General features: G+C 63.6%; 15 protein-coding genes and 1 pseudogene. 13 read left to right on the forward strand and 3 right to left on the reverse strand.

The features are described 5' to 3' along the window. Nucleotides 1-209 precede the first annotated feature (209 nt). From CAK78_RS14975 to CAK78_RS15000, 6 genes are all read left to right on the forward strand, one after another. On the forward strand, nucleotides 210-2,132 hold the full coding sequence (locus CAK78_RS14975) for a PTS mannitol transporter subunit IICBA (RefSeq protein ID WP_094697792.1): 1,923 nt from the start codon (nucleotides 210-212) through the stop codon (nucleotides 2,130-2,132). 37 nt (nucleotides 2,133-2,169) lie between these two features. Further along, nucleotides 2,170-3,315, forward strand: a complete 1,146-nt coding sequence (locus CAK78_RS14980) for a mannitol-1-phosphate 5-dehydrogenase (protein ID WP_010635246.1) — start codon at nucleotides 2,170-2,172, stop codon at nucleotides 3,313-3,315. 114 nt (nucleotides 3,316-3,429) lie between these two features. Continuing rightward, nucleotides 3,430-3,951, forward strand: coding sequence for an MltR family transcriptional regulator (locus CAK78_RS14985; RefSeq protein ID WP_005308438.1), 522 nt, complete (start codon nucleotides 3,430-3,432; stop codon nucleotides 3,949-3,951). 173 nt (nucleotides 3,952-4,124) lie between these two features. Beyond that, a complete protein-coding gene (locus tag CAK78_RS14990) occupies nucleotides 4,125-5,912 on the forward strand; it encodes a cation:proton antiporter (RefSeq protein ID WP_176452809.1) in 1,788 nt (595 codons plus the stop codon). After that, a complete protein-coding gene (locus CAK78_RS14995) occupies nucleotides 5,909-6,490 on the forward strand; it encodes a DNA-J related domain-containing protein (RefSeq protein WP_094697795.1) in 582 nt (193 codons plus the stop codon). The genes CAK78_RS14990 and CAK78_RS14995 overlap by 4 nt, the downstream gene beginning before the upstream one ends. Before the next feature lie 63 nt (nucleotides 6,491-6,553). Beyond that, nucleotides 6,554-6,802, forward strand: a complete 249-nt coding sequence (locus tag CAK78_RS15000; protein WP_094697796.1) for a hypothetical protein — start codon at nucleotides 6,554-6,556, stop codon at nucleotides 6,800-6,802. 42 nt (nucleotides 6,803-6,844) lie between these two features. On the opposite strand, the gene CAK78_RS15005 is transcribed toward CAK78_RS15000, so the two are convergent. Together CAK78_RS15005 and zntB are read right to left on the reverse strand one after the other, a co-directional pair. Next, entirely contained in the window at nucleotides 6,845-7,363 is a 519-nt protein-coding gene (locus tag CAK78_RS15005; protein ID WP_094697797.1) for a mechanosensitive ion channel domain-containing protein, read from the reverse strand. Nucleotides 7,364-7,372: 9 nt separating this feature from the next. Next, nucleotides 7,373-8,366 (reverse strand): annotated as a pseudogene (gene zntB, locus CAK78_RS15010) (zinc transporter ZntB). A gap of 105 nt (nucleotides 8,367-8,471) precedes the next feature. On the opposite strand from zntB, the gene CAK78_RS15015 reads away from it, so the two are divergent. The 4 genes from CAK78_RS15015 to CAK78_RS15030 all read left to right on the forward strand — a co-directional run bounded on the left by CAK78_RS15015 (nucleotide 8,472) and on the right by CAK78_RS15030 (nucleotide 10,511). After that, nucleotides 8,472-8,924 (forward strand): YaiI/YqxD family protein, encoded by a 453-nt coding sequence (locus CAK78_RS15015; protein ID WP_094697798.1) that lies wholly within the window; start codon nucleotides 8,472-8,474, stop codon nucleotides 8,922-8,924. 119 nt (nucleotides 8,925-9,043) lie between these two features. Next, nucleotides 9,044-9,313, forward strand: coding sequence for a PepSY domain-containing protein (locus CAK78_RS15020; protein ID WP_005308413.1), 270 nt, complete (start codon nucleotides 9,044-9,046; stop codon nucleotides 9,311-9,313). 48 nt (nucleotides 9,314-9,361) lie between these two features. Continuing rightward, nucleotides 9,362-9,919, forward strand: a complete 558-nt coding sequence (locus CAK78_RS15025) for a cytochrome b/b6 domain-containing protein (protein WP_094697799.1) — start codon at nucleotides 9,362-9,364, stop codon at nucleotides 9,917-9,919. Nucleotides 9,920-10,010: 91 nt separating this feature from the next. Then, nucleotides 10,011-10,511 carry a metal-dependent hydrolase gene (locus tag CAK78_RS15030; protein ID WP_094697800.1) on the forward strand — a complete coding sequence of 167 codons (501 nt, stop codon included), beginning with the start codon at nucleotides 10,011-10,013 and terminating at the stop codon, nucleotides 10,509-10,511. Between the two features lie 68 nt (nucleotides 10,512-10,579). On the opposite strand, the gene CAK78_RS15035 is transcribed toward CAK78_RS15030, so the two are convergent. Then, entirely contained in the window at nucleotides 10,580-11,785 is a 1,206-nt protein-coding gene (locus tag CAK78_RS15035) for a NupC/NupG family nucleoside CNT transporter (protein ID WP_094697801.1), read from the reverse strand. Nucleotides 11,786-12,349: 564 nt separating this feature from the next. Between CAK78_RS15035 and dbpA the strand changes: the two genes are divergently transcribed. From dbpA to CAK78_RS22870, 3 genes are all read left to right on the forward strand, one after another. Further along, nucleotides 12,350-13,726: an ATP-dependent RNA helicase DbpA gene (gene dbpA, locus CAK78_RS15040; RefSeq protein ID WP_094697802.1), complete on the forward strand. Its 1,377-nt coding sequence runs from the start codon at nucleotides 12,350-12,352 to the stop codon at nucleotides 13,724-13,726. A 72-nt stretch (nucleotides 13,727-13,798) separates the two neighbouring features. Beyond that, nucleotides 13,799-14,080, forward strand: a complete 282-nt coding sequence (locus CAK78_RS15045) for a YkgJ family cysteine cluster protein (protein ID WP_024942310.1) — start codon at nucleotides 13,799-13,801, stop codon at nucleotides 14,078-14,080. A 112-nt stretch (nucleotides 14,081-14,192) separates the two neighbouring features. Then, nucleotides 14,193-14,348 carry a hypothetical protein gene (locus CAK78_RS22870; protein WP_176452808.1) on the forward strand — a complete coding sequence of 52 codons (156 nt, stop codon included), beginning with the start codon at nucleotides 14,193-14,195 and terminating at the stop codon, nucleotides 14,346-14,348. Nucleotides 14,349-14,400 lie beyond the last annotated feature (52 nt).

Here is a 14,400-nt window from a genome sequence, read left to right on the forward strand (position 1 = left end):
TACAGAGAGTGAATGTGATCGGCGTCACTATGAAGGGAGGGGGGGGGTCGGGGTATTTGAGAGCTGTGTCACAAGACACCCCGTTTTCAGCCTAATTTGATCGCAAGCTGGTAGATTGAAGTTGCTTAGACGACAGGGATGGCGGTTCGGCAAAACCGGCCAGCCCGACTACCACTTTTAATCAAACAGGCTTAAAACGGGGTCCCGACATGTTATCACCGGATACCAAAGTCAAGATACAGAATTTTGGACGCTTCCTGTCCAATATGGTCATGCCCAACATAGGCGCCTTCATCGCCTGGGGCTTTATTACCGCCCTCTTCATCCCCACCGGCTGGCTGCCGAGCGAAACCTTGGCCAAGCTGGTCGGCCCCATGATCACCTACCTGCTGCCGCTGTTGATTGGCTATACCGGCGGCAAGCTGATGGGCGGTGAGCGCGGCGGCGTGGTCGGTGCCATCACCACCATGGGCGTCATCGTGGGGACCGACATCCCCATGTTCATGGGCGCCATGATGGTCGGCCCGCTCGGTGGCTGGGCCATCAAGCGGTTCGACAAGGCGATGGAAGGTCGCGTCAAGAGCGGCTTCGAGATGTTGGTCAACAACTTCTCCGCCGGCCTCATCGGCATGCTGCTGGCCATCCTCGCCTTCTTCGTCATCGGCCCCTTCGTCAAGGTGCTCTCCGGCGTGCTGGCCGGTGGCGTCGGCTTCCTGGTGGACAACAACCTGCTGCCGCTCACCTCCATCTTCGTCGAGCCGGCCAAGATCCTGTTCCTCAACAACGCCATCAACCACGGCATCTTCTCGCCGCTGGGGATCCAGCAGGCCACCGAGCACGGCCGCTCCATCTTCTTCCTGATCGAAGCGAACCCGGGCCCGGGCATGGGCGTGCTGCTGGCCTACATGGTGTTCGGTCGCGGCGCCGCCAAGCAGTCCGCTGCCGGTGCCTCCATCATTCACTTCTTCGGCGGCATCCACGAGATCTACTTCCCGTACGTGCTGATGAACCCGCGTCTCATCCTGGCGGTGATCGCCGGCGGCATGACCGGGGTGTTCACCCTGACCCTGTTCAACGCAGGTCTGGTCTCCCCCGCCTCACCGGGTTCCATCTTCGCCGTGCTGTTGATGACGCCGAAAGCCTCCCTCATAGGGGTCGCTCTCTCCATCATCAGCGCCACCCTGGTCTCCTTCCTGGTCGCCGCCGTGTTCGTGCGTGCCCAGCAGCCGGAAGCCGACGAGGCCGATGCCCTCGGTGAAGCCACCCGCAAGATGAAAGCCATGAAGGGTGCCAAGCCCGAGAGCGCAGCGGCCAAGAAGCCGGGCGGCGAACTGATGGCGGTACGCAACATCGTCGTCGCCTGCGATGCGGGCATGGGTTCCAGCGCCATGGGCGCCGGCCTGCTGCGCAAGCGGGTGCAGGCCGCCGGCCTCGACATCAGCGTCACCAACCGCGCCATCGATCAGCTCGACGATCAGGTGGACTGGGTCATCACCCACAAGGATCTGACCGAGCGGGCCCGTCGCCACGCGCCGCACGCCCACCACATCTCGCTCACCAACTTCCTCGACAACGGTCTCTATCAGGAGCTGGTACAGAGCCTGACCCAGGCCGCCAACGATGACGTCGCCAACCCGCAACTGCTGGTGGCCGCCAACGACGACAGCTACGAGCCGCAGGAGCCGGAAGTGTTCACCCTGAGCCGTCATGACGTGCACCTGGGGCTCAAGGCCGACAACAAGGAGGCCGCCATCCGGGCTGCCGGCAAGCTGCTGGCGGAGCGAGGCTACGTAGCGCCCGACTACGTCAACGCCATGCTGGAGCGCGAACAGCTGGTCTCCACCTACCTCGGCGAATCCATCGCCGTGCCTCACGGCACCATCGCCGCCAAGGAGTTTGTGAAGCGCACCGGCATCGTCATCTGCCAATACCCGGCCGGGGTCGCCTTCGGCGAGGCGGCCGATGAAGTGGCGCGGCTGGTGATCGGCATCGCCGCCCGCAACGACGAACACATGCAGGTGATAACCCGCCTGACCAATGCACTGGACGAACCCGGTCTCATCGACCGGCTGGCCAGCACCCAGGATCCCCAGGAGTTCCTGGAGCTGCTGGGTGCCGAACAGGCTGCCTGATCGTCCTTCATCGTCTTTGGTTCAAGAGGTTAATATCATGAAAACATTGCATTTTGGTGCCGGCAATATCGGTCGCGGCTTCATCGGAAAACTGCTGGCCGACGCCAGCCATCAGGTCACTTTTGCCGACGTCAACGAGACCCTGATCGACCAGCTCAACCACCGCCAGGAGTACAAGGTGCACGTGGTGGGAGCGGATCAGAAGCTCGACGTGGTGCGCAACGTGGCGGCGGTGAGCTCCGCCGGCCACGAGGTGATCGCCCGCATCATCACCGCCGATCTGGTCACCACCGCGGTCGGCCCCAACATTCTGGACAAGATTGCCAGCACCCTGGCCCAGGGGCTGCAGGCCCGCTTCGATGCCGGCAACCTGACGCCGCTCAACGTCATCGCCTGCGAGAACATGGTGCGCGGCACCAGCCACCTCAAGCAGGAGGTACTCAAGTACCTGCCGGTCGCGTATCATGCCACCCTCGACGCCTGCATCGGCTTCGTCGATTCGGCGGTGGACCGCATCGTCCCGCCGGCGGCGGCCAACGATGATCCACTGGAAGTGACGGTGGAGAGCTTCAGCGAGTGGATCGTCGACCAGACCCAGTTCAAGGGCGAGCTGCCGCAGGTGGCGGGCATGGAGCCCACCGACAACCTGATGGCCTTCGTCGAGCGCAAGCTGTTCACCCTCAACACCGGCCACATCGTCACCGCCTACCTCGGCAAGCTGAGGGGCTATCGCACCATCCGCGAGGCGATCGAGGATCCGCTGATCCGCAGCAAGGTGCGTCGCGCCATGGAGGAGAGCGGCGCCGTGCTGGTGCAACGCTACGGGTTCGACCCGCGCCTGCATGCCGCCTACATCGAGAAGATCCTGGCCCGCTTCGCCAACCCCTATCTGGTGGACGAGATTGACCGGGTCGGCCGTCAGCCGCTGCGCAAGCTGGCGGCGGGGGATCGGCTGGTGAAGCCGCTGCTCGGCACCCTGGAGTACGGCCTGCCAAACGATCACCTGCAGGAGGGGATCGCTGCGGCGCTGCACTATCGCAACGCCGACGACCCGCAGGCGGTGGAGCTGCAACAGCTGCTGGCGGAGCTGGGCCCGGCCCAGGCTCTGGCGCGCATCACCGGCCTGGCCGCCGACAGCGACATCGTCAGCGCCATCGTCACCCGTTATGGCAATTTGAAGTGACCTGATGAGGCGCCGTCGCCGCCGGCCCACTAAGGCCGGCCACCAAAGCGCCTCATACGATAAAAACCGGGAGAGAGGCCTACTCTCTCCCAGTCAGCTGGACCCAATGCACTTATGACCACACACCAGGAAGATGAAGTACTGGAACGACTGAACGAGCAGGATGGCCCCCGCGGCTTCTTTCTCGAGGTCGTGACCATCCTGGAAGAGGCGGTCGACTCCCTGATGCGACGCGCGTTCCGTCAGGAGGAGTATGCCGTCAAATACGCCATCGAACCCCTGCTCAACCAGAGCGGCCCCCTCGGCCAGCTGGAGGTGCGCCTCAAGCTCATCTTCGCCCTCGGCCTCATCTCCCTCGAACGCTATCAGGATCTCGAGGCTTACCTGAAGATCCGCGATTTTCTGGTGCGCGACCCCAAGGATTATCGCTTCAGCGACAAGCCGATCCGCGATCTGCTGGCACGCCTGCACGGCGTCAGCCAGGGCGGCATGATGCCGCAGGAGGCCCCCGCCAACGAGGAGGACTGGCCCTTCTACCAGATGCAGCTGAACCGGCTCGATCAGGTGGTGCGCTCAGCGCTGGTGCTGGCGGTGGCCGACTGTGTCACCGAACTCCACAAAGAGAGCCCCATCTAATCCGGCTGATGGCCGCAACCTGCGGCCCCCTCCCTGCCAAGCCTCCCCCGACAATCGTGACGCCCGCTGTCGCGCTGCCCTCCTGGGCGCTTGCCCCCGCTTTCGGGCGGTGTCAATCTGACCATCTTCCCCACTACACTTCCTCCAGGTCCATTGCCCCAACCGAGGTCTGCATGATCGCTCTCTCCCTGGCCGGGATCGCCCTGGTCTCAGTGCTGGCCCAGTGGCTCGCCTGGTCGCTGCGGGTGCCCGCCATCCTGTTTCTGCTGCTCACCGGCCTGCTGCTGGGGCCGGTCGGCGGCCTGCTCGACCCCGACGCCCTGCTCGGCGACCTGCTGTTTCCGCTGGTCTCCCTGTCGGTCGCCATCATCTTGTTCGAGGGGGCACTGACCCTGCACCTGGCCGAGCTCAAGGGGATCGGCAAGGTGGTGCGCAACCTCTGCTCCACCGGCATGCTGGTGAGCTTCGCCGTCATCGGCAGCGCCGGCTACTTCCTGCTGGGGCTGGACTGGCGGGTCGCCATGGTGCTCGGCGCCGTGCTGGTGGTGACCGGCCCCACCGTGGTCGCCCCCATGCTCAACGTGATCCGCCCGACCCGGGAGGTGGACCGCATCCTGCGCTGGGAGGGGATCGTCATCGATCCCATCGGCGCCCTGTTTGCGGTGCTGGTGTTCGAGGCGGTGCGCCTCGGCAGCCAGGGAGATCTGGTCGGCCACACCCTGCTGGCGCTGGCCAAGACGGTGGGGGTGGGCTCCCTCATCGGGGTGGGTGCCGGCTGGCTCACCACCCTGCTGATCCGCAAAGACTGGCTGCCGGTCAGCCTGCACAAGTTCGGCGTGCTGGCGCTGGTGCTGGTCACCTTCAGCCTCTCCAACTGGCTCAGCCACGAATCCGGCCTGCTGGCAGTGACCGTGTTCGGCATCTGGCTAGCCAATCAGGAGGGGCTGGATCTGGAGGAGGTGCTGGCCTTCAAGGAAGATCTCGCCGTCATCCTCATCTCCTCCCTCTTCATCCTGCTGGCGGCCCGCCTCGATCTGGCCCAGCTCTGGCAGCTCGGCCCCATGGTGCTGGCGCTGCTGTGTGTGGTGCAGTTCGTGGCACGCCCGCTCTGCATCCTGGTCTCCACCTGGGGATCCGATCTCTCCTGGCAGGCCCGCGCCCTGCTCGGCTGGATCGCGCCGCGCGGCATAGTGGCGGCGGCGGTCAGCGCCTCCTTCGCCATCAGCCTGCATGAGGCCGGTATTGCCGATGCCGACAAGCTGGTGCCGCTGGTGTTTGCGGTGATCATCTCCACCGTGGTGCTGCAGAGCCTCACTTCGGCGCCGCTGGCCGGGCTGCTCAAGATGCGCCAGAGCGCCCCCAACACCTGGCTCATCATCGGAGCCAACTCGGTGGCGCGAGCCATCGGCCGGGCACTGGCGGATCAGGGGGTGCCGGTCCAGCTCTGCGATCCGGCCTGGGAGTTCTGCCGTCAGGCGCGCATGAGCAACCTGCCCTGCTACTTCGGCAATCCGCAATCCGAACACGCCGAGCTGCACCTGCCGCTCACCAGCATCAGTACCGTGCTGGCGCTCTCCCCCAACCGTCACAACAATGCCCTCGGCGTGCTGCACTTCGCCCACCTCTACGGCGAGGAGAAGGTCTACTCGTTGCGCTCCAGCGAGCAGCACGGCAAGGCCAACCGGGAGAGCGCCACCTTCCGCGCCCGTCAGAACCTGTTCGGTCCCGACATCAACTACGCCAGGCTGAGCGGCCTGCTGAGCCGGGGTGGCCAGATCAAGGCGACCCGCCTGAGCGAGGCGTTCGACTGGGCCCAGTATCAGGAGGCCAACCCGGGCGCCATCCCGCTGTTCGTGCTGGACGGCAAGGGGCGGACCCGCATCGTCACCGGCCCCGTCGAGCCGCTGGCCGGGGAGCTGCTGATCGCCCTGCAGCCTCCCAAAGAGGGAGCCGGCCAGTGAACTCTGCCGAATCGACCGCCAACCCGCTGCTCGCCCCGCTGCTGGCACTGCTCAGGGAGGCCAACGGCAGCTACAAGGTGCACGAGCTGCTGGCCGAGCTGCGTCGCCAGGAGCTCATCCCGCCTCTGCCGGGGGACGAGCAGCAGCAGCTGTTTCGGCTCAACTTCCTCATCATGAACGCCCTCTATCAGCTGCAGGCCGAGCTCCATGATGAAGGATGGTGGCTGCTGATCAGCACCCTGGATATCCGGCTCGAACCACTCGCTCCTCGCAACGCGGCACGCGCCCTCGCCCAGGGTGAGGCGCTGCGCAGCTACTACCTCGACTGGCAGGTGTTCTGGCAGACCGACCGGGAGGAGGTGGAGGCCCTGCTCGGCAGCTTCTGGCGGGCCTACGCACGGGATGAACACAGGACCGAGGCGCTGACCCTGTTCGCCCTGCCGGCCGGAGCGGGGCCTGACGCCATCCGCCGCCGCTGGCGGGAACTAGCGCTGCAACACCACCCGGATCGCGGGGGCGATGCCGATACCTTCATCCGCCTGCGCTGGGCCTGGGAGCACCTCAAGACGGCCAAATGAGCCACCTGATGGCGGCCGCAACCACTAGACTTGAAGTGGCATCAAGCGTCACGGGAGGATGTCATGACAGTCAATGAACTTCGCCAACTCTACCAGCAGCAGGTCTTCAAGGAAGCCGAGATCCTGCAGGATGCCATCCTGCCCGGCTGGATCGTGGAGTTCAGGGGACAGGACGGCAAACTGTACGAGATGACCGACACCCTGGGTTGCCCCCTCAGCTTCGGTTCGGTCGAAGAGGCCCGCCAGCACGTGCATCTGGTGGCGGACTGCCCGATCCAGATCGAGCATCTCTACCGCTTCTTCGAACGTTGAGAGAGTGGCACGTACAAAAAAGGCTCCCGTGGGAGCCTTTTCTCATTCCGGTTGCTGGGGTTCCGCCCCCTTGCCCTCCAGCCGCCTGACCGGTTTTTGCAGGATCAGGTTGGCGGGATAGGTGACCAGATCGCCGTTGTCATCGCGTACCCGCACGTAGAAGAGGCCGATCTCGGTGATGACGCCGGTGACGGAGTCATCCTTGTCGAGGATCCGGATCCGATCGCCAATCTTGTAGGGGAAGGCGAAGAAGATGGTGATGCTGGCGGTGATGTTGGAGAGGATCGACCACTGCGCCACCATGGCGACCCCCAGCACCGCGAAGAAGGAGGAGGCCAGTACCACCAGCCGCGAGAAGTCGAGCCCCCACACCCCGGCCAGGATCAGCAGGGTGGCGCAGCCGAGCAGGAAGTGGAACACGTGCTCCACGTAGAGCACCCGGTTCTCGCTCACCTGCCGGCTCTGGCCGAGGGCCATCAGGCTCTTGTGAATGAGACCGCGAACGAGGGTGTGGCCCAGCAGCAACAGCAGGGTCACGCCAAAAGATTCCCATGTGGTCATGTCTGCTCCTTACCACCAGCGTCTGTGTTTGAGCCAGACCGCCAGCCCGGCGGCCATCGCCACCAGGGAACCGCAGAAGATCCAGAAGGCGGTCGGGCTCTCGGCCCCGGGAATGCCTCCCAGGTTGATGCCGAACAGGCCGGTCAGGAAGCTGGCGGGCAGAAACAGCAGCGCCATCACCGACATCTGGTAGGCGCGACGGTTGGTCGCCTCCGCCATCAGGTTGTTGATCTCGTCCGCCAGCACGGCGGTGCGTGCCACCCCGGCATCCAGATCGTCCAGCCAGCGCCGCAGCCGGTCGGCGATGTCGAGCAGGCGGCGCCGGTCGTCCTCGTCCAGCCAGCTGATCTTCTCGTTGGCGAGGCGCGCCACCAGATCCCGCTGGGGGGAGAGGTAGCGGCGGATCATGATGAGCTGTTTTCGGATCAGCGCCAGCCGGCCGTTGGCAGGCAGGTCGCGCATCAGCACCTGCTCTTCCAGATCCAGGATCTGGTCGTGCAGCTCCTCGACAAACTCCCCGGCCCGATCGGTCAGGGCATCGCAGATCTCCACCAGCCAGTCGGCCGGGGTGTCGGCGCCGCCCCCCTGCTTCAGCTGCTCGAAGACATCTTTTTCCGACAGTAGCGGCCGGCGCCGGCTGCTGATGATGAGATCCGGCGTGATGAAGATCCGCAGCGCCACCATCTCTTCGGGCCTGTGATCCTTGTTGTGGTTGATGCCACGCAGGATCAGCAGCACAGTCTCGCCCATCCGCACCAGCTTGGGTCGATTGCTCTGGCCGAGCAGCGACTCGCGCGCCGCATCACCCAGCAGCGGGGTCTGCAACAGCCAGCGCGCCGCCTCCGGGTTGCCATAGTCAAGATGCAGCCAGCCCGGCTTCGCTGCCGGTATCTCGCTGCCCACCGCCAGCGGCTGCATGCCCCCCCCTGCCATCCAGGGTCAGGCCATAAATCACGTCACTGGGCACCCGATCCATCTGCTCGTCCTTCTCGCTCATGTTCATCGGCCCAGCTTACACCAAAGCCGGACCCGACTCAGCCCCGGGGCAGCCGGCCGCCCCCGGCCGTGCTAAGATGCGCCACTCGTTTCAGACACAGGAAGCCATGCCATGCCCATCTGGGTTGATGCCGATGCCTGCCCCATTCCGGTCAAGGAGATCCTCTATCGCGCCGCCCACCGCGCCCAGGTGGTGACCACGCTAGTGGCCAATCAGGGGCTGCGGGTGCCCCCCTCCCCCTTCATCAAGACCCAGCAGGTGGAGAAGGGCTTCGATGTGGCAGATCATGTCATCGCCCAGCAGGTCAAACCCGGCGATCTGGTGATCACCGGCGACATCCCCCTCGCCGCCCTGGTGATCGATGCCGGCGGCGAGGCGCTCAATCCCCGCGGTGAGATCTATACCCACGAGACCATCAAGGCCCGGCTCGGCATGCGCAACTTCATGGAAGAGCTGCGCTCGGCCGGGGTCCAGACCGGCGGCCCGGCCCCCCTCAACGCGGCCGACAAGCAGCGCTTCGCCAACGCGCTGGACAAGTGGCTGGTCAGGGGCAAGCTGAGCTGAGCCCGCTCCCCGGCGCCCTGCCGGGGAGACCCATTCATTTCCTTCTGCGCTTAATTCTTTCTTAAGGCTGGTGAACTAGCCTTGTGGCTGTTGACCCAACCACCCGCAAGGAGCAAGCAATGAAACTGACCCCCCTGTTGTTACTGATCCCTCTGTTGAGCGGCGCAGCCCTGGCCGACCCCCAATGCACCCAGGCCGACAAGAGCAAGTGGATGAGCGAAGCCGACGCCCAGCAGCAGATCAAGGCGATGGGCTATGACATCAAGAAGTTCAAGGTCACCGAGACCAACTGCTACGAGATTTACGGTTGGGACAAGGAGAAGCGCAAGGTCGAGATCTACTTCGACCCGACCGATCTGAAGAAAGTGAAAGAAGAGATCGACGAATAATCCGGCCATGGGCCGGTCTCCTGCCGGCCCTTTCCATGGAGCCACACCATGACAACCTCGTCTGAAGTGAAAGTCTGGGATCCCCTCATCCGGGTGTTTCACTGGGCCACCGTCACCCTCTGCCTGCTCAACTTCTTCGTGCTGGAAGAGGGTAGCAAGCCCCACAAGTACGCCGGCTACGCGGTGGGCATCCTGCTCATCATCCGCCTGCTGTGGGGACTGATCGGCCCTCATTATGCCCGCTTCGGCCAGTGGTGGCCGACCCCGGCCCGGGTGCGCTACTACCTGCGCCAGCTGGCCAGCGGGCATCACCCCTACTACCTTGGCCACAACCCGGTCGGCGCCCTGATGATCTGGCTGCTGCTGCTGTCGCTGGTCGGCACCGTGGTCACCGGCTGGCTCACCACCTGGGATGCCTTCTGGGGCGACGACTGGCTGGAGGAGCTGCACGGCGTCCTCGCCAACACCCTGATGGCCGCCGTCGGCGTCCATGCGGCCGTGGTGATCCTGACCGATCGCCTCACCCGCAGCGACCTGGTGCGCGCCATGGTGCTGGGTAAAAAACGGGTGCCTGCCGACACCAAGGTGGAAGATCCGCGCAGTTAATGACCGGGTCACCCGCCGGGCCCCGGTTTTTTGCTGCAATGGCCCGCGACACTGGTAAGATGCGCCGCCATTTTCCCATGTCGTAGCCATCATGACCGCCCAAGGGCACCTGCTCTTCTCCGTTACCTGCACCCTGGTCGCCCACAAACTCCAGCTGACGCCGGCCCTAGCCGACGCCAGCCTGTGGCAGACCGTACCCGCCGCCCTGGCCAGCGCCCTGCTGCCGGACCTCGACCACCCCAAGTCGGTATTGGGGCAGCGGCTGCCCTGGATCTCGAAACCCCTCTCTCGCCTGTTCGGTCATCGCGGCTTCACCCACAGCCTGCTGGCGGTGGCGGTCGCCGTCTGGGGGCTCAATCAGCAGTTGCCACCCGACACCCTGCCGGCCGGGGTCAAGGATGCGCTCATCATCGGCTATCTCAGCCACCTGCTGGGGGACTGGCTCACCCCGGCCGGCATCCCGCTCTTCTGGCCCGGCAAGCGCCGCTACCGGCTGCCGGGCTGGCCGCTCAGAAGCGGCGGCGCCCTCGAGACCGGCTTTTGCACCCTCACCCTGCTGGCCGCCGGTTACTGGGCCCACTGGCCCGGCTAGGTGGTCGGCCACCAAAAAACAAACCCCTGCCGAGGCAGGGGTTTGTCGTGGTAGAGCGGGTGGATGACTTACAGCATCACACCGGCGATCACGGCGGAGAGCAGGCTCACCAGGGTGGAGCCGTACACCAGCTTCAGACCGAAGCGGGAGACCATGTTGCCCTTCTCTTCGTTCAGCGCCTTCACCGCACCGGCGATGATGCCGATGGAGCTGAAGTTGGCGAACGACACCATGAAGATGGAGAGGATGCCGACGGTGCGCGGAGAGAGCTGGGCCGCGATCTTGCCCAGATCCATCATGGCCACGAACTCGTTGGTCACCAGCTTGGTCGCCATGATGGAACCGGCCTGCAGCGCTTCACCGCCCGGGATGCCCAGGATCCAGGCGATGGGGTAGAAGATGTAGCCCATGACGTGCTGGAAGTTGACGCCGAACGCCATCTCGAACAGGTAGTTGATGAGGGCGATCAGGGCGATGAAGCCCACCAGCATGGCACCCACGATCACCGCCACGGTGAAACCGGCCATGATGTACTCACCCAGCATCTCGAAGAAGTTCTCCTTCTTCGGGGTGTGGTGCTCGTCACCCTCGGACAGCGCCTTGGCATCGGTCACGGTATTGTCCGGCTCGTAGGGGTTGATCAGCGACAGCACGATGAAGGTGCTGAACATGTTGAGCACCAGGGCGGCAACCACGTAGCGCGGCTCGATCAGCTGCATGTAGGCACCGACGATGGACATGGAGACGGTGGACATGGCTGTGGCGGCCAGGGTGTACATCTGCTTCTCGTTCAGGTGCGGCAGTATCTTCTTGAGCGCAATGAAGTTCTCGGACTGGCCGACGATCATGGCGCTGATGGCGTTGAAGGACTCCAGCTTGCCCATGCCGTTGATCTTGGCCAGCACGGTACCGATGCCGCGGATCACCAGCGGCAGCAGACGGATGTACTGCAGAATGCCGATCAGCACCGAGATGAAGACGATGGGCATCAGCACCATCAGGAAGAAGGAGAAGGCCCCCTCATTGACCAGGCCACCGAACACGAAGTCGGTCCCCTGCTTGGCAAATTCCATCAGCTTGGTGAAGCCGGCGGCAAAACCACCTACGACCGCCAGACCCACTTCGGAGTTCAGCATGAACCAGGCCAGCGCCAGTTCAACCACCAGCAGCTGGCCGATATAGCGCAACTTGATCTGTTTCCAGTTGTGGCGGTTTGCCAGCAACGCCAGAGCGAGGACCATGACGAGTCCGAGCACAAAGTGAACGTATTCCATACCTGTAGCACCTGAGTGAATTGTAATTTTTGACCGGCGCCATCATAGACATTTGCATATTTAAAAATTCAGAGAGCCATCACAATCTGCGGTAAAAATATGCATGTTGGATAATACAAACGTTTTTAAATTAATTAAACGCTCACGAGAGCATCCAATCATTGTTCAATAAATAACAAATATCAACACAAACAATAAGTTATAAATAAATCAGGCATTTTGAAAGTCCTGATTTTACAGCTTAATTACATTCATTTAATACTCGCAATGCCGCACGGAAGTGGTCAGTACAAATTCACGACAAGTTTATTTAATCAAGGCGGGGTGAAAAACGTTTATCTTATTTGCGATGAATATTGACGGTGCCAGATACATATTTCCGCGACCGCGAACCGCTGCTCCGGATTGCCAGGGGCCGGTCGACGAGCCGGCCCCTGGCCGCCGGACTGACTGTCACAAACAGAAGCAGTCGCTCAAATTTGCACCACATCCAACGACGGATTCTGGTACAATGCGCGCCCTTGCGCCCGGCGCAGCCCGTTTTCTCCCATATAGAGTCCTTTTGTGAACAACGAATTTAGCAGCCTGAACCTCTCCCCCGCCCTGCTCGAGAACCTCGCCAGCCTGGGTTATCTGCAGATGACCCCGATCCAGGCCCAGAGCCTGCCCCTGGTACTCGATGGCAAAGACTTGATCGCCAAGGCAAAAACCGGCAGCGGCAAGACCGCGGCCTTCGGCCTCGGCCTGCTCTCCCGCCTTGACGTCAACCGGCTCGAGGTACAGGCGCTGGTGCTCTGCCCGACTCGCGAGCTGGCGGATCAGGTTGCCACCGAGATCCGTCGTCTCGCCCGTACCCTGCCCAACGTCAAGCTGGTGACTCTGTGCGGCGGCACCCCGACCGCACCGCAATCGGCCACCCTGAGCTTCGGTGCCCACATCGCCGTCGGCACCCCGGGCCGGATCCTCAAGCACCTGGAGCAGGGCACCCTGGCGCTCGACAGCCTCAAGACGCTGGTGCTGGACGAAGCGGATCGCATGCTGGACATGGGCTTTGGCGAAGACATCAACCGGGTCATCAGCCACGCCCCGCGCGACCGCCAGACCCTGCTCTTCTCCGCCACCTATCCGGAGGGGATCGCCCAGATGAGCCGCGGCGTGCAGCGCAACCCGGTCGAGGTGAGCGTGGAGTCCCTGCACGAGGAGAGCGCCATCGAGCAGAAGCTGTATGAAGTGCCGGCCGGTCAGCGCCTCGAGGCCCTCGGCTGGCTGCTCAGCCACTATCAGCCAGGCTCCTGCGTGGTGTTCTGCAACACCAAGCGCGCCTGCAACGACGTGGCCGATCATCTGGCCGCCAAGGGCTTCTCGGCACTGGCGCTGAACGGCGATCTGGAGCAGCGGGAGCGGGATCAGGTGCTGGTGCGCTTCGCCAACGGCAGCGCCACCATACTGGTGGCCACCGACGTGGCGGCCCGCGGGCTGGATATCAAGGAGCTGGGCGCCGTCATCAACTACGAGCTCACCTATGACCCCGAGGTGCACGTGCACCGCATCGGTCGTACCGGCCGCGCCGGCCAGCAGGGCCTGGCCCTGAGCCTCTATCAGCCGAACGAGGCCCAGCGCGTCAACATCATCGAGGAGTACCAGCAGGCCCCGCTGCCGCTGGGGGATCTCGATGCCATCGGCCGCGCCATCAAACCCATAGCCCCGCAGATGGTGACCCTCTCCATCGATGCGGGCCGCAAGAGCAAGGTGCGCGCCGGTGACATCCTGGGCGCCCTGACCGGCGAAGGCGGCATTGCCGGCAGCGACGTGGGCAAGATCCAGATCGCCGAGCAGTACTCCTACGTGGCGGTGAAGCGCCAGGTGGCAAGCGCCGCCCTCAAGCGACTGCAGGAAGGCAAGATCAAGGGGCGCAGCTACCGTGCCCGCAAACTGGGCTAAGGTTCAGACCACAGGCGCCCCAGCGGCGCCTGTTTCATATTTATCCGTGCCCATGAGAGCAAGGCAGGTGCCATGACAACTCCAGAAGTGAGCTGCCAGAACTGCGAGGCGTGCTGCTGTCGCCTGGAAGTGATGCTGTTTACCGATACCGGCGTTCCGGATCGCTACGTGGAAGAGCGGGAAGGCGAGGTGCCTGTGATGCACCGGCTGGAAGATGGCTGGTGCGCGGCGCTCGATCGCAACACCATGATGTGCCGCATCTACGAGGTGCGCCCCCTGATCTGCCGTGAGTTCGAGATGGGTGAGCCGGACTGTATCGACGAGCGGGACAAGTGGTTTATCAGGCTGGATTGAGCCGCCCCTAGATCGCACTCACCGCGATGATGTGCCACATCCATGAGGTGCGCCCCCTAATCTGCCGTGAGTTCGAGATGGGTGAACCGGACTGTATCGACGAGCGGGACAAGTGGTTTATCAAACTCGATTGAGCCGCCCCTCGATCGCACTCACCGCGATGCTGTGCCACATCCATGAGGTGCGCCCCCTGATCTGCCGTGAGTTCGAGATGGGTGAACCGGACTGTATCGACGAACGGGACAAGTGGTTTATCAGGCTGGATTGAGCCGCCCCTCGATCGCACTCACCGCGATGATGTGCCGCATCCATGAGGTGCG

Origin of the sequence: Aeromonas sp. A35_P (assembly GCF_002259925.1) — a bacterium.
In the GTDB taxonomy this organism is placed as follows: Bacteria; Pseudomonadota; Gammaproteobacteria; order Enterobacterales; family Aeromonadaceae; genus Aeromonas; species Aeromonas dhakensis.